Source organism: Epibacterium ulvae (genome assembly GCF_900102795.1).
Classification (GTDB): Bacteria; Pseudomonadota; Alphaproteobacteria; order Rhodobacterales; family Rhodobacteraceae; genus Epibacterium; species Epibacterium ulvae.
Map to the genome: position 1 here is coordinate 152,662 of NZ_FMWG01000006.1, position 18,547 is coordinate 171,208.

The 18,547-nt window shown below is 55.8% G+C and carries 23 protein-coding genes; 10 read left to right on the forward strand and 13 right to left on the reverse strand.

Features of this window, described 5'->3' with window-relative positions:
- On the forward strand, window positions 1–636 hold the full coding sequence (locus BLP79_RS11240; protein WP_090219026.1) for a class I SAM-dependent methyltransferase: 636 nt from the start codon (window positions 1–3) through the stop codon (window positions 634–636).
- Here the strand turns inward: BLP79_RS11240 and trmD are convergent.
- Window positions 633–1,442 carry a tRNA (guanosine(37)-N1)-methyltransferase TrmD gene (gene trmD, locus BLP79_RS11245; RefSeq protein ID WP_090219027.1) on the reverse strand — a complete coding sequence of 270 codons (810 nt, stop codon included), beginning with the start codon at window positions 1,440–1,442 and terminating at the stop codon, window positions 633–635. The genes BLP79_RS11240 and trmD overlap by 4 nt on opposite strands.
- A gap of 54 nt (window positions 1,443–1,496) precedes the next feature.
- Between trmD and BLP79_RS11250 the strand changes: the two genes are divergently transcribed.
- Complete coding sequence (locus BLP79_RS11250) at window positions 1,497–2,531, forward strand: phosphotransferase (RefSeq protein ID WP_157843982.1); 1,035 nt, start codon at window positions 1,497–1,499, stop codon at window positions 2,529–2,531.
- Here the strand turns inward: BLP79_RS11250 and rimM are convergent.
- The 7 genes from rimM to BLP79_RS11285 all read right to left on the reverse strand — a co-directional run bounded on the left by rimM (window position 2,523) and on the right by BLP79_RS11285 (window position 7,471).
- On the reverse strand, window positions 2,523–3,026 hold the full coding sequence (rimM, locus tag BLP79_RS11255) for a ribosome maturation factor RimM (RefSeq protein WP_090219030.1): 504 nt from the start codon (window positions 3,024–3,026) through the stop codon (window positions 2,523–2,525). The two genes, BLP79_RS11250 and rimM, sit on opposite strands and share 9 nt — an antisense overlap.
- Before the next feature lie 117 nt (window positions 3,027–3,143).
- A complete protein-coding gene (gene bluB, locus BLP79_RS11260; protein ID WP_090219032.1) occupies window positions 3,144–3,785 on the reverse strand; it encodes a 5,6-dimethylbenzimidazole synthase in 642 nt (213 codons plus the stop codon).
- A 7-nt stretch (window positions 3,786–3,792) separates the two neighbouring features.
- Complete coding sequence (gene rpsP, locus BLP79_RS11265) at window positions 3,793–4,158, reverse strand: 30S ribosomal protein S16 (protein WP_090219033.1); 366 nt, start codon at window positions 4,156–4,158, stop codon at window positions 3,793–3,795.
- A 70-nt stretch (window positions 4,159–4,228) separates the two neighbouring features.
- Entirely contained in the window at window positions 4,229–4,525 is a 297-nt protein-coding gene (locus BLP79_RS11270) for a chorismate mutase (RefSeq protein ID WP_090219035.1), read from the reverse strand.
- Window positions 4,522–5,046 (reverse strand): GNAT family N-acetyltransferase, encoded by a 525-nt coding sequence (locus BLP79_RS11275; protein ID WP_090219037.1) that lies wholly within the window; start codon window positions 5,044–5,046, stop codon window positions 4,522–4,524. The genes BLP79_RS11270 and BLP79_RS11275 overlap by 4 nt, the downstream gene beginning before the upstream one ends.
- Complete coding sequence (gene ffh / locus BLP79_RS11280) at window positions 5,047–6,576, reverse strand: signal recognition particle protein (RefSeq protein ID WP_090219038.1); 1,530 nt, start codon at window positions 6,574–6,576, stop codon at window positions 5,047–5,049. It lies immediately after the preceding gene.
- A 310-nt stretch (window positions 6,577–6,886) separates the two neighbouring features.
- Window positions 6,887–7,471: an FMN-dependent NADH-azoreductase gene (locus tag BLP79_RS11285; protein ID WP_090219040.1), complete on the reverse strand. Its 585-nt coding sequence runs from the start codon at window positions 7,469–7,471 to the stop codon at window positions 6,887–6,889.
- 122 nt (window positions 7,472–7,593) lie between these two features.
- Between BLP79_RS11285 and BLP79_RS11290 the strand changes: the two genes are divergently transcribed.
- Complete coding sequence (locus BLP79_RS11290) at window positions 7,594–8,472, forward strand: LysR family transcriptional regulator (RefSeq protein WP_090219042.1); 879 nt, start codon at window positions 7,594–7,596, stop codon at window positions 8,470–8,472.
- Window positions 8,469–9,362, forward strand: a complete 894-nt coding sequence (locus BLP79_RS11295; protein ID WP_232716448.1) for a DMT family transporter — start codon at window positions 8,469–8,471, stop codon at window positions 9,360–9,362. Before BLP79_RS11290 ends, BLP79_RS11295 begins: the two co-directional genes overlap by 4 nt.
- On the opposite strand, the gene BLP79_RS11300 is transcribed toward BLP79_RS11295, so the two are convergent.
- The gene (locus BLP79_RS11300) at window positions 9,359–9,691 is read right to left on the reverse strand and encodes an ArsR/SmtB family transcription factor (protein ID WP_090219044.1); all 333 of its coding nucleotides are present in this window, start codon (window positions 9,689–9,691) and stop codon (window positions 9,359–9,361) included. The two genes, BLP79_RS11295 and BLP79_RS11300, sit on opposite strands and share 4 nt — an antisense overlap.
- Before the next feature lie 84 nt (window positions 9,692–9,775).
- Here BLP79_RS11300 and BLP79_RS11305 point away from each other — a divergent pair, with 84 nt between their 5' ends.
- The 6 genes from BLP79_RS11305 to BLP79_RS11330 all read left to right on the forward strand — a co-directional run bounded on the left by BLP79_RS11305 (window position 9,776) and on the right by BLP79_RS11330 (window position 13,570).
- Window positions 9,776–10,660, forward strand: coding sequence for a DMT family transporter (locus BLP79_RS11305; protein ID WP_090219046.1), 885 nt, complete (start codon window positions 9,776–9,778; stop codon window positions 10,658–10,660).
- Window positions 10,661–10,870: 210 nt separating this feature from the next.
- Window positions 10,871–11,209, forward strand: coding sequence for an AtpZ/AtpI family protein (locus BLP79_RS11310; RefSeq protein WP_090219203.1), 339 nt, complete (start codon window positions 10,871–10,873; stop codon window positions 11,207–11,209).
- Between the two features lie 27 nt (window positions 11,210–11,236).
- Window positions 11,237–12,040: a F0F1 ATP synthase subunit A gene (locus tag BLP79_RS11315; protein WP_090219047.1), complete on the forward strand. Its 804-nt coding sequence runs from the start codon at window positions 11,237–11,239 to the stop codon at window positions 12,038–12,040.
- Window positions 12,041–12,103: 63 nt separating this feature from the next.
- Window positions 12,104–12,328, forward strand: a complete 225-nt coding sequence (locus BLP79_RS11320; RefSeq protein WP_008562443.1) for a F0F1 ATP synthase subunit C — start codon at window positions 12,104–12,106, stop codon at window positions 12,326–12,328.
- Between the two features lie 86 nt (window positions 12,329–12,414).
- Window positions 12,415–12,993: a F0F1 ATP synthase subunit B' gene (locus tag BLP79_RS11325; protein WP_090219048.1), complete on the forward strand. Its 579-nt coding sequence runs from the start codon at window positions 12,415–12,417 to the stop codon at window positions 12,991–12,993.
- Window positions 12,994–12,997: 4 nt separating this feature from the next.
- Window positions 12,998–13,570: a F0F1 ATP synthase subunit B gene (locus BLP79_RS11330; RefSeq protein WP_090219050.1), complete on the forward strand. Its 573-nt coding sequence runs from the start codon at window positions 12,998–13,000 to the stop codon at window positions 13,568–13,570.
- Between the two features lie 105 nt (window positions 13,571–13,675).
- Here BLP79_RS11330 and holA read toward each other — a convergent pair whose 3' ends face one another.
- The 4 genes from holA to BLP79_RS11350 form a co-directional block, all read right to left on the reverse strand.
- Window positions 13,676–14,704: a DNA polymerase III subunit delta gene (gene holA, locus BLP79_RS11335; RefSeq protein WP_090219051.1), complete on the reverse strand. Its 1,029-nt coding sequence runs from the start codon at window positions 14,702–14,704 to the stop codon at window positions 13,676–13,678.
- On the reverse strand, window positions 14,701–15,222 hold the full coding sequence (gene lptE, locus BLP79_RS11340; protein WP_090219053.1) for an LPS assembly lipoprotein LptE: 522 nt from the start codon (window positions 15,220–15,222) through the stop codon (window positions 14,701–14,703). The genes holA and lptE overlap by 4 nt, the downstream gene beginning before the upstream one ends.
- On the reverse strand, window positions 15,209–17,761 hold the full coding sequence (gene leuS, locus BLP79_RS11345; RefSeq protein WP_090219054.1) for a leucine--tRNA ligase: 2,553 nt from the start codon (window positions 17,759–17,761) through the stop codon (window positions 15,209–15,211). The genes lptE and leuS overlap by 14 nt, the downstream gene beginning before the upstream one ends.
- 86 nt (window positions 17,762–17,847) lie before the next feature.
- Entirely contained in the window at window positions 17,848–18,393 is a 546-nt protein-coding gene (locus BLP79_RS11350; protein ID WP_090219056.1) for a DUF3576 domain-containing protein, read from the reverse strand.
- Window positions 18,394–18,547 lie beyond the last annotated feature (154 nt).

Consider the following 18,547-nt stretch of genomic DNA (forward strand, 5'->3'; position numbering starts at 1 on the left):
ATGAACCACACCCCCCATGCCTCTTTGATGGATGAAGTCTATCGCCATCAGCGCAAGATCTATGATGCGACGCGCAAATATTATCTGCTTGGACGGGATCGCTTGATTGATGAGATGGACCCAAGCCCAAATGCGCGCATTCTGGAAATTGCTTGCGGCACCGGGCGCAATCTGGATCTGATTGATCAACGTTATCCGGGGCGGCGGCTGTATGGGTTTGATATTTCATCTCAGATGCTTGAAACCGCGCGCGCAAAACTGGGCAATCGCGCCTATCTGGCGCAAGGGGATGCTTGCGCTTTTGAGGCGCGCACCCTGTTTGGCACGGCCGAGTTTGATCACATCATTATGTCTTACAGCCTGTCGATGATCCCAAATTGGCAAGTCGCAATTGCGGAAGCCCTGCGCCATCTTGCGCCGGGCGGAATGCTGCATCTGGTGGATTTCGGCGATCAGGCCCGGCTGCCGATTGGTTTTAAATCTGTGTTACGGGCATGGTTGCGCAAATTCCATGTCAGCCCGCGCGACGATCTGGATGCCGTTCTGCAAGACCTGACGGCGGGGCGGCCTTTGGATATGCGGCATGACTATCTGTTTCGCAATTACGCGCAGATTGCCCGTATTCGGGCCGCTTAACTGGATTTATCCGCCTGCCATTTTTCCCACATATCAGGGCGGCGGGTGCGGGTGATTTCTTGGCTTTGGTCTTCGCGCCATTCGGCAATTTTTCCGTGATGGCCCGACATCAAAATATCGGGGATTTTGCGCCCCTGCCATTCGGCGGGCCGGGTGTATTGCGGATGTTCCAACAAGCCTGAGGAATGGCTTTCCTCTTCGGTGGACGCCTGATTGCCCAACACACCGGGGATCAGACGGACCGTGGCATCAATCATCGCCTGTGCGGCCAATTCGCCACCGGTCATCACAAAGTCCCCCAGCGAGACTTCAAGAATATTATAGTGCTCCAGCACCCGTTCATCGACACCTTCGAAGCGTCCGCAGAGGAAGGTTGCGCCATCACAGCGGGCCAGATTTTGCATCATCTGCTGATCCATGCGCCGTCCACGCGGCGACAGGTAGATCAGGGGCCAATTGCCAGAGGTGCCTTGCATCGCCTGTTCAATCGCAGGCCCCAGAACATCCGCGCGCAACACCATGCCGGCTCCGCCTCCGGCGGGGGTGTCATCAACGTTGCGGTGCTTGCCAATCCCGTGTTCACGCAGATCAAAGGTTTCAAGCTGCCACAGGCCCTGCTGCAAGGCTTTACCGGTCAGGCTTTCGCCTAAGAGACCGGGAAAGGCGCCGGGGAACAGCGTCAGAATCTTTGCCTTCCACACGCCCACCAGATCCGGCGTATCTGTGATCAGCGCGCGGGGTTTGAACGTGGGGCGGATGGCTTTGCGGCCATGGGATTTCTGAGGCGGTGTGTCTGAGCTGGTCATGACAGGCTGTTTAGTCCAAATTGGAACCTATGCAATAAAAAGCGTGAGGCAGCAGTGAAACCAGAGGCACAAGCGGCTCTTTCCGAGAGCGCCGAGCAGGTAGAGGCGCGTACGCGTGCCTATTGGCCGGATATTTCGAAAGCCACCGGACTGCCCGCTGAAGGGGTGCGGTTCCGCCCCTTGCACGTCAATGCCAACGTCAGGGACCGGCGCTGTGTGCTGGAGGCGCGCTTGGAGGACAAACGGCGTTTTGTTTTGCGTGCCGACTATGAAGAGCGTAGGCGCGTCCCCTTAATGAAACAGCTGCAGCGGCATCGGATTGCAGCCGAAGCTTTGCGCGAATCGTCAAAGGCACATGTGCCGCAGGTCTTGTGGGAGGCCTCAGATACACCTTGTGCTTTGTTGGAGTTTGTACCGGGGGAAACCGCGGTGCAGGAGCTGCAGTTTGCAGATCTGGGAGCGGTGCAGCGCGACCTGGTTTGGGAACGCATTGGGGCTGCAATCGGCGCACTGCATGCTGTTTCGCGAACCCGTGAGAAACGCTTTTGGCCCAAGCCTTTTTTGCAGCAAGTCTCGGAACAGGCAGAAGCCGTGCGGCGCGACGCGGGGAACTATCCGCATCCACAGCGGTTTTTGGGTCTGTGTGCCCTGCTGCATCGTTTTGGCAAGCGGGCGCGGGGCCTGCCCTATCTGGGAGCTTTAGAGCATGGGGATATGCATTTGTGCAATATCCTGATCGCCGAAGAAAAAGTGTCTTTTATTGATTTTTCCAACTTTAAAAATGACCATCCGCAGCGGGATCTGGCCAATCTTTGGGTCACGGCTGTCGTGAACGAAGAGCAGGGCCTGCGGCAGGGGACGGGCTATGGCATGATTGCCCCGTCAGAAATGCGCGCCTTTGAGGCAGGATATGGAGAAGCCCTGATCGAGGACCCGATTTTCCGCTTTTTTCATGCCTATCGGCTGTTTCGGGTCTGGGGCACAATTGCCAGAATGGAGAAAGCGCGCGGTCCACGGGTTAAGAAAAAGCGCGCGGCGCTGGTTGCGGTGCTGGACAGTCTGCAGGATGCTGAGCGGACCTTAGAATAGGCCCTCTGGTGGATCAGCGATAATGCGACCTTGGTCTAGGTCGACAGTCGGAACCGCTGCCAGTGTGAATGGCATCAAAACGGTTGCGCTGCCGTGCAGCGGTTGAATTTCCAACAGATCCCCTGCGCCATGGTTTTGAACGGTTTTGATCGTGCCAAGGGGCGCTCCGCCGGTATCAAAGACCTTTAGCCCGATCAGATCGGCATGATAAAATTCATCATCAGGCAGATTGGGCATACGATCGCGTTGCGTAAAAAGCCGTAGGCCTTTCAGCGCATCCGCATCTTCTTTGGTTTCAATATTGCTGAGACGTGCCGCAAACCCACCTTTCACCGCACGGGTGATTGTGATCGTATACGTGGTTTTGCCGTCTTCGCTGGTCAGCGGAGAGTAGTCTTCGATCTCTTCGGGGATGGCGCAAAAGCTTTTCAGGCGCACTTCGCCGCGCACGCCATATGAGCCTGAGAGGGCACCAACACAGATGAGATCAGTCATGGGTTCACTTTCCAGCGCAGAAGAGGCCCCGTCAGTCTGGATCTTAAGGGCAACAAATATCAGGCATGGTGATAGCGCTGTGAACGCAAGGCTGCAAGCTAAGCTGCGCGGTCGCCATCAGCGCGTGACAAGCGGGACATTGCCGCGGCGTTTTTCCCAGCCGACCAGCTCCAGTTCGGGGGTGTCGTTGCGGCGTTCCGGGTAGCCAATGCAGAAATACCCCATCAAATGCCAATCAGGGGAGACATCCAAGTCTTGGCGCAAGCGATCGGGATCAAGAATAGAGACCCAGCCAAGGCCCAGCCCTTCGGCGCGCAGGGCCAGCCAAAACAGCGTGATGGCAGCAACCACAGAATAGCGGCGCATTTCCGGCATCGTGCTGGAGCCCAATCCGTGCCCTTTGGTGGTTGAATCATCGCTAAAGACTGCGATCTGTTCCGGCGCTTCGCGCATGCCTGAAAGTTTCAGTTTGGCGTAGGTTTCGGCTTTGGAATTTGTGTAGCCTGACAACGCTTTGGAATTTGCGGCTTCGAAATTTTCAAGCGCTGCGGTGCGGGCGTCGTTACTTTGAACGCGGACCACACGCCAAGGTTCGCTTAGCCCGACGGAGGGGGCAAGCTGAAATGAATCGAGGCAGCGCATAAACACTGCCTCGTCAATCGGATCCGTGCGAAAGCGGCGCACATCGCGCCGCAAACGCATCAGCATTTCAAACTGGTTGCGGAAGTCTTCTGAAAATTCGTCGTTCTTCCCCAGCATTATGCCTTTACTCCGCTGCGGCTTCCTCAGCTGCTTCAGCTGCTTTTGCCGCTTTTTCTTCAGCACGTTCCTGCGCTTTTTTGCCAGGGACGGCTTTGTTCGGGTTGTTACGTTCTTTCTTGGCCAGAACGCCTGCTGCTTCAAGGAAGCGAGCAACGCGATCGGTGGGCTGTGCGCCCTGATCCAGCCAGTGCTGAACGCGCTCCATGTTCAATTTTACACGCTCTTCGCTGTCTTTTGGCAAGAGCGGATTGTAGGTGCCGAGCTTTTCGATGAAACGACCATCGCGTGGCATACGGCTGTCAGCCGCAACAACACGGTAGAAAGGGCGTTTTTTCGAGCCACCACGGGCCAGGCGGATTTTCATTGCCATGGATACATTCTCCTTTAAATGGCGTGTTCAGGGAACCCCTGAAATCTCTAGTTGTGTCTTTTTTTCAGGATTATTCCTGATGTTTTTTATGGTGGCGGATGACTTCGTCGATGATGAAGTTCAAGAACGCCTTGGCAAAATCGGGATCCAGGTCGGCGCGATTCGCCAGTTCTTCAAGACGCGCGATCTGTGTGGCTTCGCGCGTTGGGTCGGACGGGGGCAGATCGTGCTGCGCTTTCAGCGCACCAACGGCCTGAGTATGTTTGAACCGCTCGCCCAGAGTGTAAACAAGGATGGCATCCAGCCGGTCAATGCTTTCGCGGTGGCCTTTCAGGACTTCGGCGGCGCGGGTCACGGGGTCGCTCATACGCGGATCTCCTGTGGGCTGGGGTGACGGTAGACCAAGCAAGGCTGGTCTGGTTTGGGATAAGCTGCATTTGGGTCAAGTTCTGCGCCCAGCCGTTCCGCTAGTTTGATCGAGCGGTGATTTTCTGGTGCGATGTAGCTGACAGCTGTAGACCAGCCCAAGGTTTCAAAGGCATGGCTGCGCGCTGCGCGCACAGCTTCTTGGGCAATGCCGCGTCCTTCGGAGCCTTCAAACATCACCCAGCCTAATTCATGTTCGGGCCAGCCGTCAGGGTAGTAGGGACCAACAAGGCCAAGAATACTGTCATCGCCCTTTGCGGTCACTGCCCAGAGGCCAAAGCTCTGCATCTCCCAGTGGCCAAGAACGGCTGAGAAGTTTTTCCAGGCCACAAAACGTGGCACATTCCCGCCCGCATATTGCGACCGTTCGGACATGTAAAAAGCAATGGCCGCCTCAAGATCCCGCGCAGCGGGACGGCGCAGCACAAGCCGATCCGTGGTTATGACGGGCGCTGCAGTCACTTATTTCTTCTTTCCAAAACCGGAGAGACCACCGGGCAGGCCCATGCCGCCCATCCCACCAAGACCGGGAAGCCCGCCGGGGAGGCCTTTGGATTGGCCCATGGCTTTGGCAGCCGCTTCCAGCGCTTTTGGATCCATTTGTGAGGGATCCATCCCGGCCATATCAGGCATGCCGCCTTTGCCGCCGAACATGCCTTTCATGGCCTGTTTCAGCATCTTGCCTTTGCCCATCTTGGACATCTTTTTCATGACGTCTGACATCTGGCGGTGCATTTTAAGCAGTTTGTTCAGTTCAGAAACCTGAAGACCGGCACCCGCTGCGATGCGTTTCTTGCGCGAGGCTTGCAAAAGCGCAGGATTGGCGCGCTCTTTCTTGGTCATCGAATTGATCAGAGCGACCTGACGCGCGATGATTTTATCATCCATGCCGCTTTCTTCGACCTGTTTGGCCATTTTGCCCATGCCCGGCATCATCTGCATCATGCCCTGCATGCCGCCCATCTGCTGCATTTGTTCCAGCTGCATTTTCAGGTCATTCATATTGAAATGACCTTTCATCATGCGCTTCATCATGCGTTCGGCCTGTTCGGCCTCGATGGTTTCCTGTGCTTTTTCAACAAGGGCGACGATGTCACCCATGCCCAGGATGCGGCCGGCAATCCGATCGGGTTCAAAGGTTTCGATCGCGTCCATCTTTTCGCCAAGACCGACATAGCGGATTGGCTTGCCAGTCACGGCGCGCATGGAAAGCGCTGCACCACCTCGCCCGTCCCCGTCCATCCGGGTCAGCACAACGCCGGAGATGCCGATTTTGGCGTCAAATTCTTCTGCAACTTCAACGGCAACCTGACCGGTGAGACCGTCAACAACGAGCAATGTTTCACGTGGCTCAACCACGTTGCGGACCTGTTCGACTTCATCCATCAGGACTTCGTCGATGTGCAGACGGCCTGCGGTATCCAGCATATAGACGTCATAGCCACCCAGCATCGCCTGCTGTTTGGCGCGTTTGGCGATATCAACCGGGCTTTGGCCTTTGACGATGGGCAGGGTATCAACACCGATCTGGGTGCCAAGGATAGCCAACTGATCCATCGCCGCCGGGCGATAGACGTCAAGCGAGGCCATTAAGACTTTTTTGCCCTCTTTTTCTTTCAGACGTTTGGCCAGTTTGCCGGTGGTGGTGGTTTTACCAGAGCCTTGCAGACCCACCATCAGAACCGGCGCAGGCGGGTTGTCGATTTTCAGCGCACCGGGATCGCCTTCGCCGCGCAGGGTGTCGACCAATGCGTCATGGACGATTTTCACAACCTGCTGGCCGGGGGTGACGGATTTGGTGACGGCCTGACCGGTGGCCTGATCCTGAACTTTTTTGACAAATTCGCGCGCAACCGGCAGCGAGACGTCGGCTTCCAGCAGCGCAACACGCACTTCGCGCAGTGCGGTTTTGACGTCTTCTTCAGACAGGGCGCCTTGTTTTGTCAGGCGGTCAAAGACGCCGGAAAGGCGTTCGGATAAATTTTCAAACATGCCTGCGGCCTCCTGTGCCGGTTTAGATGGGCTCCCGATAGATAGGGAGCATGACGGTTGTGCGCAATCACCTGCTGAATGTCGCAGCAAGCCAAGCAGTTTTGCCCCCACGGGCGCAACGCGCTGGTGGAGGGCGATCCCTAGCAAATGCCGGGGACCGGAAGACGCAATAAGGCTTCCGGGATTGAGGGCGTGTTAGGGGGTTTGGATCAAAGAGTCAACCGCCCAGCGATATCAGTGTCGCACACCAAAGGCTGGGCGGTTGGGGTATGTATATAGTTGGACCAGCTTGGCCCAGATGCGCGCTGGCTTAAGCCGCCAGTGCGTCAACAGCGGCTTTTGCGCCGCTGACTGAGGTTTCAGGATCAATCATTTGTTGATCTGCTGCGATCAGTTCAATGTTCGTGATGCCAATAAACCCAAGTGCGTGACGCAGGTAAGTGGTGGCGTGATCCATTTCGCTGCCTGCGGGCGTGCCGCCTGCGGTGGAAACCAGAATGACCCGTTTGCCTTCGATCAGGCCTTTGGGGCCTGTTTCGGTGTAGCTGAATGTCTCGCCCACACGGAAGATCAGATCAATCCAGGCTTTCAGCGTTGAGGGAACCGAGAAATTATAAACGGGTGCGCCGATGACGATGGTGTCTGCGCGTTTCAGTTCGGCGATAAGGGCATCAGAGAGGGAGAGTGCCTCTTTCTGTTCATTGCTGCGTGCGTCAGGAGCCGTGAAATTTGCGCCAACCCAGGTTTCGTCCAGAACAGGCAAGGGGGATTGAGCGAGATCACGGCGGATCACTTCGGTGCCGCCAAGTTTTGCGACGGCTGTCGCTGTGAGTTCGCGGCTGACGGAACCCTCAAAGCGGGCAGAGCTATCAATATGCAGGATTGTGTGGGTCATTTTGTGTCCATCTCAATGGGAAGCTTGTATTGGCACAAGATGTTTCTTTGCATTTTCGGACACAATTGCTGATATTAAACAGAAGTTGTGCGATAGTGCGCAGAAATCTGTGAGGGACCACTGTGGAAAATTGGGATGAAGTGCGCACCGCTTATCAGGTTGCACGTATGGGGACTGTCAGCGGCGCGGCTGAGGTCATGGGGGTGCACCATGCCACAGTTATTCGCCACATTGACGCGATTGAAGCACGGCTTGGGGTCAAACTGTTTCAGCGTCATGCGCGGGGGTATACGCCAACGGAGGCCGGGCAGGATTTGCTGCGGGTCGCCCAGACGACCGATGATCAATTCAATCAATTGGTGGGGCGTCTGAAAGGGCAGGGTGAAGATATGTCTGGTGAGCTGGTGGTGACATCGCTGCAGGGCATGGCCTCGATGTTGGTGCCTGTTTTGACGGATTACCAAAAACTGCATCCCGATCTGACCATTCGTTATCTGACCGGGGACCGGTTGTTCCGTCTGGAATACGGCGAAGCGCATGTTGCGATTCGGGCGGGCAATGCGCCGGATCAGCCGGATAATGTGGTGCAAGCCTTTCGGACACAGAAATATGCGCTTTATGCGACCGAAGATTATGTTGCGCGCCATGGCCGCCTGAAAGATGTTCAGGATCTTGGCAATCACCGTCTTATTGCTGGGGATGAGAAAAACAGCCGTGTGCCTTATTTCAAATGGCTGCGTGAAAATGCGCCTGAAGAAAACCTGATGTTCCGGGTCAGTCACACAAACGCGATGCATGAGGCGGTTCTGGCAGGCACTGGTATCGGCTTTATGCCGTGCTGGCAGGCAGAACGTGTGGAAGGGCTGGTGCAGATGATGGCGCCTCTGCCGGAATGGCAAGGGCGGTTGTGGCTGGTGACCCATGTTGATCTGCACAGGACTGCAAAGGTTCAGAGCTTTTTGACGTTTCTGAAAGAAGAGGCAAAATCTTGGAGCGACTGACGGATGGTCAACGTGGCCATCTGGCGATGTTGGTGTTTTCTGCCTTGGTGGCAGGATCTTTTACGCTGGGCACGCGCGTGGCCAATGAGATTGCACCGCTGGCCCTGACCGCCGTGCGGTTTTTGATTGCGGGTGTTGTCATCGGGGTTATGGCCCATGTGATGGGTCGGTTTAAGCCCGCGCATCTTCAGGGGCTGTGGCGGTATGGTGTTCTGGGGGGGCTTTTATCAGCCTATTTTGTGCTGATGTTTTACGGGTTGCAGACGGCACCCCCGGTCAGCGCAGCTGCGGTGTTTACCCTGACACCTGTGATCAGTGGCGTGATCGGCTGGCTGTTCCTGCGTCAGGTCACCACCCGCTGGATGGCTTTGGCGCTGACGGTCGGGGGCATCGGGGCGGTGATTGTCATTTTTCGGGCGGATTGGCAGTTGATACGCGCCTTTGACATTGGGCGCGGTGAGGCGCTTTATTTCATCGGCTGTGTGGCCCATGCGATCTATACGCCCTTTGTCCGGCTGCTGAACCGGGGAGAGCCTGCGATTGTGTCAACTTTTGGCGTTCTTGTTGCTGGAACGGTTATTCTGACGGTTGTCGGCTGGGGTGATATTCAGGCAACCCCATGGATGGATCTGCCTGTGATGGTGTGGATTGTCATCCTGTATCTGGCTTTGTTCACCAGTGGAATGACATTTGTTTTGTTGCAATACGCGGCCCTGCGCCTGCCGTCTGCCAAGGTGATGGCCTATACCTATCTGGTGCCAAGCTGGGTGATCTTGTGGGAGCTGGCCTTTGGTGGGGCGCTGCCCGGTGGGTTGGTGTTTGTTGGGATTGTGTTGACGGGTATTGCGCTGCTGATGCTGCTTGAAACCAAATCGGAAAGGGCGGTCTAACCCGCATCAAGGCCGAGTTCGGCCTCCAGGAATTTTTCAAAATCTTCAAGATTCACAGGATCAAACTGACCAAACCCATGCATCCAGACGCTGGCTTCGCGCAGGGCGTCCGGTTGCAGTTTGCACCATTTGACGCGCCCGCGCTTTTCCTGCGCGATGAGACCCGCGCGCGTCAGAATGGTGAGGTGCTTTGAAATCGCAGCCAGCGACATGTCAAAAGGGTCCGCCACATCTGTCACCGCCATATCGTCCTCAAGCAGCATTGCAAGGATCCTGCGGCGGGTCGGGTCGGCCAGGGCTGAAAAGACAGTGTCGAGAGGATTGCTCATAGGTTTCACACCTAATGCGCAAAAAACGGATCGACAATGGGGCGTGTGTGTCGTTTTAGGGAGGAAAGCTGAGGAGGCGATCAGATGGCATTGCGATATTGGGGCATTATCTTTGTGCTGGGGATCGGCTGGGGCATGTCTTTTATGTTCAATGCGATCTTGCTGCGTGAACTGGGCCCCGTGACCATTTCCCTTGGTCGCGTTGGATTTGGGGCCTTGGGCTGCTGGGTGTACCTGTGCCTGCGGGGGAGCGACTGGCGTCTACCAATCGGGCAAATTGCGGCTTTGTTTGGGTTTGGCATGTTGAGCTATGCGCTGCCGTTTACATTTTACGCACTGGGTCAGCAGCATATCGCGAGCGGAATTGCAGGGATTGTGAATGCCACAACCCCCGCGCTGGCAGTGGTGGCTGCACATCTATGGCCAGGCGGAGAGCGGGCAACGCTGCTTAAAAGCCTGGGCGTCATGGCGGGTGTTCTTGGCATGATCGTTTTGTCGGTGCCGATTTTACAGGGCGGGGCCAGCTCTGAAATCTGGGCTGTCTTGATCGTGCTAGGGGCTCCGGTTTGCTACGCGATATCTGTGAACGTCGCGCGGCAGTTCAAAGGCATGGAGCCGGTGGTTCTGGTTGCATGGGCCCTGACCGGAGCAACGCTGGGGCTTTTGCCTGTTGCGCTTTGGCAAGATGGGGTGCCCGGACACATTGGATTGGCAAGCTTAGGCGCCTTTCTTGTGCTTGGTTTTGTGCTGACCTCTGCCGCTTTCATCGTGTTTTATTGGGTGATGCCACGTGTGGGGCCAACGAATATCACGCTGCCCACGCTGATTGCCCCAACCTCGGCGCTGTTTTTGGGGATCTCGGTGCTGGGAGAACCGCTGTTTGCCTCACATCTTTATGGTCTGGCGCTGATCCTCTTTGGTTTGTTGCTGATTGATGGGCGTTTGTTCAAGCGCAAGCGCATTGGGTGAGGCAAAGCAGAGTCAACCGAAAGGTTAAATAAGGATTTCGCGCCATTTTCCCGGTGAGATTGGCAATGGTCTATCGTCTGTCACAGTAGTTTTGATGTATATATTTGAAATTGTTCAATAAATTTATGTGACCTTCTGCTGGTTTGTGTCGTTGACTCTGTGCCGCCTAGCCCTTAGCACAAGCGCAGACTTCGTGTGAGGATGGCACCCGTGACAGACGACGAACAAAAGCAGCGCATGGCGCAGCTTGAGGCCCGTCTGGCAGAGGCGCGTAAGGTCCAAGAGCCCAAGCCGCGCACGGAAGAACACTATACGATGGCCAATCAGGCTTGGCGGATGGTGATTGAATTGGTGTCCGGTCTGGTGATCGGGCTTGCCATTGGAATGGGGCTGGACAGCCTGTTCGGGACGATCCCGATCTTTCTGGTGGTGTTTACATTGCTGGGTCTGGTGGCCGGGGTCAAAACAATGATCCGCAGCGCCAACGAGATCCAGACCAACGAGATGGCCCAAGCGGCCGACGAAAAAGACGCGCAAGACCGGGATTGATCCCCCGGCGACAGGAGAAACGGGACGATGGGCAAGATTTTTCTATATGTGGCACTCGCCGCAGTTCTACTTTCAGGGCTGATTTTTGCGCCTGAGCACGCCGGTCTGGCCATCCACCCAACCGACCAGTTTCTGGTGAAGCCCTTGTTTGGTGGCGACCACGTTGCATGGTACACGCCGACAAATGTCACCCTGTGGCTGGCACTTGCTGTTGCTGCGATTTTTGCGCTGCTGGTTCTGGGATCGTCTGCCCGTTCGATCGTTCCATCACGCGCACAGTCTGTGGCTGAGCTGGCATATGGCTTTATCTACAAGATGGTTGAAGATGTTGCAGGCAAAGACGCTGTACGTTTCTTCCCATATATCATGACACTGTTCATGTTTATTGTGACAGCCAACTTCCTTGGTCTGATCCCAATGAGCTTTACCACCACCTCTCACTTTGCGGTAACTGGCGTACTGGCGATTGCGGTCTTTGTTACTGTAACTGCGATCGGCTTTGCGCTGCACGGTGTTAAGTTCCTGTCGCTGTTCTGGGTGTCTTCTGCGCCTCTGCCATTGCGTCCGGTTCTGGCCCTAATCGAGGTGATCTCATATTTCGTGCGCCCCGTGAGCCTGTGCATTCGTCTTGCAGGCAACATCATGGCGGGCCACGCTGTTCTGAAAGTTTTCGCAGGCTTTGCTGCTGGTCTCAGCATCTTTGGCTTCCTTCCGATCTTTGCAATCAGCGCCTTTTATGCGCTGGAAGTTCTGGTGGCCTTTATCCAAGCCTACGTATTTACCATTCTGACCTGTGTTTACCTGAAAGATGCGCTGCATCCGTCGCACTAAGCGGCACAGAAACACACTGGTTTGAACACTAAACTCAACTTCCAATCGTAAGGAGAATTCACAATGGAAGGCGAACTCGCACACATCGGCGCTGGTCTGGCAGGCATGGGCACAGGCATCGCGGCACTTGGCGTTGGTAACGTTGCTGCTAACTTCCTGGCAGGCGCACTGCGCAATCCTTCTGCAGCTGCATCGCAGACTGCAACCCTCTTCATCGGTATCGCATTTGCAGAAGCTCTGGGCATCTTCTCGTTCCTGGTTGCTCTGCTGCTGATGTTCGCCGTCTAAGACCTAACGGAACCTTTTTCCTTACGGCCGGGCAGTCTGGCTAACCAGATTGCCCGGTGTAACGGCAAGTTCCTTAGGAGGACGACATGGCATCAAATACGCATGACGCAGGTCACGATGCAGCCCACGGTGCTGCTGACGCTGCACACCACGCGGCTGACGCTGCGCATGGTTCAGGCGGCATGCCGCAGCTGGACTTCTCGACTTACGGGAACCAGATCTTCTGGCTCGTGGTCACGCTTGTCGCGATCTACTTTATCCTGTCGCGCATTGCGCTGCCTCGTATCGCGGCAGTTCTGGCTGAGCGTCAGGGCACTATCACAAACGACCTCTCTGCTGCGGAAGATCTGAAAGCCAAAGCGACAGAGGCCGAAAACGCTTATAATAAAGCTCTGGCAGATGCCCGTGCTGAGGCGCAGCGTATTGCTGCAGATGCCCGCGCGGAAATTCAGGCAGAGCTGGACGAGGCCATTGCTAAGGCAGACGCGGAAATCGCAGCCAAAGCGGCGGAATCGGAAAAAGCCATTGCAGATATCAAAGCTGGTGCTTTGGACGCTGTTAAGGTTGTTGCAAACGACACCGCAGCTGAGCTGGTGACTGCACTTGGTGGTCAGGCGGATGCGGATGCAATCGCGACCTCAGTTGCTGACCGGATGAAGGGATAAGAACATGCGCAACGTTATTGCTCTTACCCTGACGCCGCTGGCGACACTGGTTGCTGGTCCTGCATTGGCTGCAGGTGGTGGCAAGTTCCTTGCACTGGACAACACCGATTTTGTTGTTCTGCTGGCTTTCCTGCTGTTCATTGGCATTCTGCTGGCGGTTAAGGTTCCTGGATTGCTGAACAAGCAGCTGGACGACCGTGCCGAAGGTATTCGCAAAGAATTGGATGAAGCGCGTGCGCTGCGTGAAGAGGCCCAGACTATTCTGGCGTCTTATGAGCGCAAGCAGCGTGAAGTTCAGGAACAGGCGGATCGCATTGTTGCAAGCGCGCGTGAAGACGCAACTGCCGCGGCAGAGCAAGCCAAAGCGGATCTTGAGACATCTATCGCGCGCCGTTTGGCGACCGCAGCTGAGCAGATTGCATCTGCAGAAGCTTCGGCAGTGAAAGAAGTCCGTGATCAGGCGATTGAAATTGCGATTGCGGCAGCGGATGAGGTTATCTCAAAGCAACTGTCTGCAGCAGAAGCAAACAAGCTGATCGATGCGGCGATTGCAGACGTGGACGCAAAGCTCCACTAAACGCAGCGCCAACATCTGAGATGTTTAAGAACCCGGCCTTTGTGCCGGGTTTTTTACATTCGTTCGGAGAGATCAATCCTGTCCGTCGAGGGGTGTGGGGCGCATTTAGCGTTTGCGGCTGAGCATCGCAAGGCGGATCATTGCGCGTTCCATCACAGCAAGGGCAGGGGCCGTTTGCCCGGCTGAACGCAGTTGAAGATCCGTGTCCGTCAGCAATGTAAGCGCATTTTCCAGACGCGCTGCGCCCCAGTTTTGAGCCTGGCGCAACATCCGGTCCCGGCGTTTGCCATAAAGCGGGGGCCTTAGCCGACCGATCCCCTGCGCAGGGCCGCCGGGGTCAGAGGCGATAGAGTACAGGGTGCGAAAATGACGGGTTGCACCGATACACAGCGTAACAGCCTGTGTTCCCTGTGCTTGCAGACGGCTAAGCACAGGGCCAATTTCCTGACTGCGGCCCTCGGCCACCACATTTAACAGATCATCAAGCGCGGCTTCAGTGGATTGCGGGGCCACCGCGTCGATGTCATCAAGCGTCAGCGGGCCTTGATCCTGATATTTATAAAGGGCCAGTTTTTCGATCATGCGTGAGAAATCACCGGGACCGATTTCAGCAGCAATATCTGACAAGGCTGACATGCTGTCAGTCGGGATATTTTGAATGCCTTCGCTGCCCAAAATCCGTTCGATCTCGGAACGGGAGGGGGGATCGTCATAGATCCCAACCGCATAAGCATTATTGTGTGTTTCGAATGCCTTACGGAGTTTGGAGCTGGCTTTGAGTTGCCCGGCGGTGATGATGATCTGCGCGTCCCCCGGTGCCCATTCGGACAATGCGCTGACAATAGCCGGGGTCGCACTGTCGTTGGCTTCTTCTACAAAAACGGCGCGGGGGCCGGGAAAAAAGCCCACGGCCTTAACCGCATCTAACAGCTGGGCAGGGTCTTTGCGCAGGTCGCCACCAGAAAGACGGGTCAGGCGCATTTCTTCTTCGGCGGTGGAGCCAAGCAGTGCGCGTAGTACCTGTTGACGTTTGAGCGCGACGCGCATGGCATCAGCGCCATAGATCAACAGGCCGACCTTTTGCGGATCTGGTTTGGCAAAATAGCCATCCGCCTCGCGCCCGCCAAGTTTCATTCGGTGGGGGCCGCTGTCAGATCTGTTGATAAGAGGCGCGTCACAATCTGATCCGCCAGAATCACCATCAAGCGTTGTTCGGCATCGCGTTCCCCTGCAAGGGTTTCCACCGTCGATCCGGTCGCAGAGTAGCCGGTGAAATTGTTCACGGTTCCACTGGCGACAATCACCCCGTCGCTGCGCCGGGTCAGCGTGTAATCAGAACGCCCTTCGATGGAAAAGCGGGTGATTTCGTTTTCAGCTGTAATCGCCTGACCTTCGCTGCGTTGCGACAGGGTCAGATCAAGCGCATAGGTGCTGCCGCCGCGGCCCAGCCGCTCTTCTAGCGCGCGCACTAATGCGAAAGCCGCAACTGTGTTGCGAGTCTTGATCTTTTCAGGTGCGACGACTTCAATCTGATTAAACAGTGCTTCACCGGTACCGCCGGGGGCGTATACCGGTGTGAAGCCGCAACCGACTGCCCCAAACATCAGGGCAGTCGCAGCAAAAAGTGTTTTTCTGCGGTTAAGCAACAACATTGACGATCCGTCCTGGCACCACGATGACTTTCTTAGGCGCGTTGCCATCCAACGCACGCTGTACAGCTTCGTGGGCTAGCGCAAGTTTTTCAACCTCAGATTTATCGAGATCTTTGGCGACCTCGATCTCTCCCTTGCGTTTGCCGTTGATCTGGATGGGCAGGGTGACGGTGTTTTCCACCAGCATGGCTTCATCCGCGACGGGCCAGGGGGCTTTTGCAATGAGCCCTTCACCGCCCAAGAGCTGCCAGATCTCTTCCGAGAGGTGCGGGGTCATGGGCGACATCAGTTGTGCCAGCACCTTGGCCGCTTCTTTTTTGGCGGCTGCACCGGCTTTGGATTTCGCCAATGTGTTGGTGAAACCATAAAGTTTTGCGATCGAAGCGTTAAAGCCGAAGGAATCAACGCCAAGCGTCACATCACGGATGGCTTTATGCATTTCGCGCAAAAGGTCTTCGTCGCCTTTGCCTTCACCGGTGGCCGCTGCGGCATCCATGGCGATGCGGTGTACACGGTTGAGGTGCTTAAACGAAGCTTCGGCACCGGAGGCGGTCCATTCTACGTCTCGTTCGGGGGGGGAATCAGACAGAACAAACCAGCGCGCGGTGTCAGCGCCATAGGCCGAGATAATTGCCAATGGGTCGACCACGTTGTTTTTCGACTTCGACATTTTGGCCGAAGGAATGACTTTGACCTTTTCGCCGGTTTCTTTGACGAAGGTTGCGCCATCACGTTCTTCGACCTCAGATGGATAATGATAAAGCGTGCGGCCGTTATCATCTTTGCGTTCGGCGTTTTCATAGATCGCGTGGGTGACCATGCCTTGGGTGAAGAGCGCGTCAAAGGGTTCTTTTGCCGATTCGGGCAGGTGCCCGGTGATCTGCATCGCGCGTGCAAAGAAGCGCGAATACAGCAGGTGCAGAATCGCGTGTTCAATACCGCCGATGTATTGATCGACGTTCATCCAATATTCGGCTTCTGCCAGATCGGTGGGTGTTTCGGCCTTTGGTGCGGTGAAACGTGCGAAATACCAGCTGGAATCGACAAAGGTGTCCATCGTGTCGGTTTCGCGTTTCGCAGGCTTGCCGCAGTTGGGGCAAGCACAATCGCGCCATGTGGGGTGACGGTCCAGCGGATTGCCGGGCTGATCAAAGCTGACATCATCGGGCAGTTCGATCGGCAGGTTCTCTTTCTTTTCGGGGACAACGCCGCAGTCGTCACAATGAACAACAGGGATAGGGCAACCCCAGTAGCGCTGGCGCGACAGGCCCCAGTCACGCAGGCGGAATTTGGTAACACCTTCGCCCCAGCCTGCAGATTCGGCCGCGTCCACGGCTGCGTTGACTGCCTGTTCGCCGGTTTGTTGTTCGGCGCCGCAGAAGCCTTTTACATAGCGGACTTTTTCCGCCTTGGTGGGCACATAGGCCTCGGTCAGGGCCGCATCTGATTCCGGGTCTTGGAACACCGGGATAATGGGCAGGTCGTATTTGCTGGCGAATTCAAAGTCGCGTTGATCATGTGCCGGGCAAGCAAAGATCGCGCCGGTGCCATAATCCATCAGGATGAAGTTCGCGATCCAGACTGGCAGCTCCCAATTTGGATCCAGCGGATGTTTCACGCGGATGCCGGTGTCCAGCCCCAGCTTTTCGGCGGTTTCAATCGCCTCTTCTGTGGTGCCGCCTTTGCGGCATTCCGCGACAAATTCCGCAACCTTTGGATCTGCGGCTTCCAGTTCTTTGGCGATTGGGTGATCGGGCGAGATGCCAACAAAAGACGCGCCCATCAATGTGTCGGGGCGAGTCGTATAGACGGTGATCGGTTCGGCGCCATCGGTGCGTTCAAAGCCAAACTGCAACCCGCGTGATTTGCCGATCCAGTTTTCCTGCATCAGGCGAACTTTGGCGGGCCAGTTTTCCAGATTATCCAGCGCTGAAAGCAATTCGTCGGAATAGTCCGAGATCTTAAAGAACCACTGCGTCAGCTCGCGCCGTTCGACCAGAGCGCCAGAGCGCCAACCGCGGCCACCTTCGACCTGTTCGTTGGCCAGAACGGTCATATCAACCGGGTCCCAGTTCACCACGGCATTTTTGCGGTAAACCAGACCTTTTTTAAGAAAATCAAGGAACAAGGCCTGCTGCTGGCCGTAGTAATCGACATCACAGGTGGCAAACATACGGGACCAATCAAGCGACAGGCCCAGCGGTTTCATCTGTTCGACCATCGTGTCGATATTGTCGTAGGTCCATTGTTTAGGATGTCCGCCGATGGCCATCGCCGCATTTTCGGCAGGCATGCCAAAGGCATCAAATCCCATGGGGTGCAAAACGTTATGACCGGTGGACAGTTTGTAGCGCGCGATCACATCCCCCATGGTGTAATTGCGCACGTGCCCCATGTGCAGTTTTCCTGACGGGTAGGGGAACATTTCAAGCACGTAATACTTGGGCTTGTCGTCTTCACGTTTTGCGTGAAAGATTTCGGCCTGATCCCAAGCCTTTTGCCATTTTTGTTCAATTTCTGAGGCTTCGTAGCGCGACATCAGAGCGATCCTTTACATGAAAACGCCGGGTCATGACCCGGCGCTTGTAATACGTAGTTTTGTGGGTCTAGGCCAGTGGGTGCAGTTTACAGTTTGCCATCTGCAATCCGCAGCTGGCGTGCCCGGGAGAGAATAGCGTCTTCAACGGCGCGGGCTGTGGCTGCGCTGACAGGGCGGCCATTGCGATTTTGCAGTGCGATATTCAAAGAGCGGGCATCCAGCGCGGGGTCGCGTACATGAACTGTGGCGCGATAAGCCTGCGTACCACCGGGAGGCGTGCCAAACCCAGTGGTAATGACGCCAGTGAAGGGATCCACCGATTGCACTGGCAAGAATTCCAAAACGTCGAGTGCCGCGGCCCAGATATAGCGATTGACCTGCACAGAGCTTTCGGTGGCTTCACGATTGAAGAGGTCAAAGATGGTTTCGCGCCCTTCCAGCGCGCGATCATCATCGAATCGGCCACGTCTATCGATACGCTCGTTCCGGGCTTTTTCGACGGCATCACGTTTTGCCACGCGTTGTGCGGCACGTTCATCTGTTTGCGCGGCATTGTTCCGCCCACCAAAGGCACCACAGCCTGTGGTTACTGTTATTGCAGCAATCAAAGCGATATTCACCAACACACGCATTTTAGCCTGATCCGTTCCTATTATGGTCGAAAACCAGTCCTACCCAAGGCTCTGACAGGCAACAAGGGTATTCTTTATAAGACTCGTGATCTTGCGGGTTTGTGCGCAGCTGGGTGTTAAGGATGTGTGACATCGATGCATCAAATCGATTGCG

What these genes read in the sequence shown, in the direction of transcription:
- BLP79_RS11240 (WP_090219026.1), top strand. Translation starts at nt 1, where the DNA reads ATGAACCACACCCCCCATGCCTCTTTGATGGATGAAGTCTATCGCCAT.
- trmD (WP_090219027.1), bottom strand. Translation starts at nt 1,442, where the DNA reads ATGACCAGCTCAGACACACCGCCTCAGAAATCCCATGGCCGCAAAGCC.
- rimM (WP_090219030.1), bottom strand. Translation starts at nt 3,026, where the DNA reads ATGACTGATCTCATCTGTGTTGGTGCCCTCTCAGGCTCATATGGCGTG.
- bluB (WP_090219032.1), bottom strand. Translation starts at nt 3,785, where the DNA reads ATGCTGGGGAAGAACGACGAATTTTCAGAAGACTTCCGCAACCAGTTT.
- rpsP (WP_090219033.1), bottom strand. Translation starts at nt 4,158, where the DNA reads ATGGCAATGAAAATCCGCCTGGCCCGTGGTGGCTCGAAAAAACGCCCT.
- BLP79_RS11270 (WP_090219035.1), bottom strand. Translation starts at nt 4,525, where the DNA reads ATGAGCGACCCCGTGACCCGCGCCGCCGAAGTCCTGAAAGGCCACCGC.
- ffh (WP_090219038.1), bottom strand. Translation starts at nt 6,576, where the DNA reads ATGTTTGAAAATTTATCCGAACGCCTTTCCGGCGTCTTTGACCGCCTG.
- BLP79_RS11285 (WP_090219040.1), bottom strand. Translation starts at nt 7,471, where the DNA reads ATGACCCACACAATCCTGCATATTGATAGCTCTGCCCGCTTTGAGGGT.
- BLP79_RS11300 (WP_090219044.1), bottom strand. Translation starts at nt 9,691, where the DNA reads ATGAGCAATCCTCTCGACACTGTCTTTTCAGCCCTGGCCGACCCGACC.
- BLP79_RS11305 (WP_090219046.1), top strand. Translation starts at nt 9,776, where the DNA reads ATGGCATTGCGATATTGGGGCATTATCTTTGTGCTGGGGATCGGCTGG.
- BLP79_RS11315 (WP_090219047.1), top strand. Translation starts at nt 11,237, where the DNA reads ATGGGCAAGATTTTTCTATATGTGGCACTCGCCGCAGTTCTACTTTCA.
- BLP79_RS11320 (WP_008562443.1), top strand. Translation starts at nt 12,104, where the DNA reads ATGGAAGGCGAACTCGCACACATCGGCGCTGGTCTGGCAGGCATGGGC.
- BLP79_RS11325 (WP_090219048.1), top strand. Translation starts at nt 12,415, where the DNA reads ATGGCATCAAATACGCATGACGCAGGTCACGATGCAGCCCACGGTGCT.
- BLP79_RS11330 (WP_090219050.1), top strand. Translation starts at nt 12,998, where the DNA reads ATGCGCAACGTTATTGCTCTTACCCTGACGCCGCTGGCGACACTGGTT.
- holA (WP_090219051.1), bottom strand. Translation starts at nt 14,704, where the DNA reads ATGAAACTTGGCGGGCGCGAGGCGGATGGCTATTTTGCCAAACCAGAT.
- lptE (WP_090219053.1), bottom strand. Translation starts at nt 15,222, where the DNA reads ATGTTGTTGCTTAACCGCAGAAAAACACTTTTTGCTGCGACTGCCCTG.
- leuS (WP_090219054.1), bottom strand. Translation starts at nt 17,761, where the DNA reads ATGTCGCGCTACGAAGCCTCAGAAATTGAACAAAAATGGCAAAAGGCT.
- BLP79_RS11350 (WP_090219056.1), bottom strand. Translation starts at nt 18,393, where the DNA reads ATGCGTGTGTTGGTGAATATCGCTTTGATTGCTGCAATAACAGTAACC.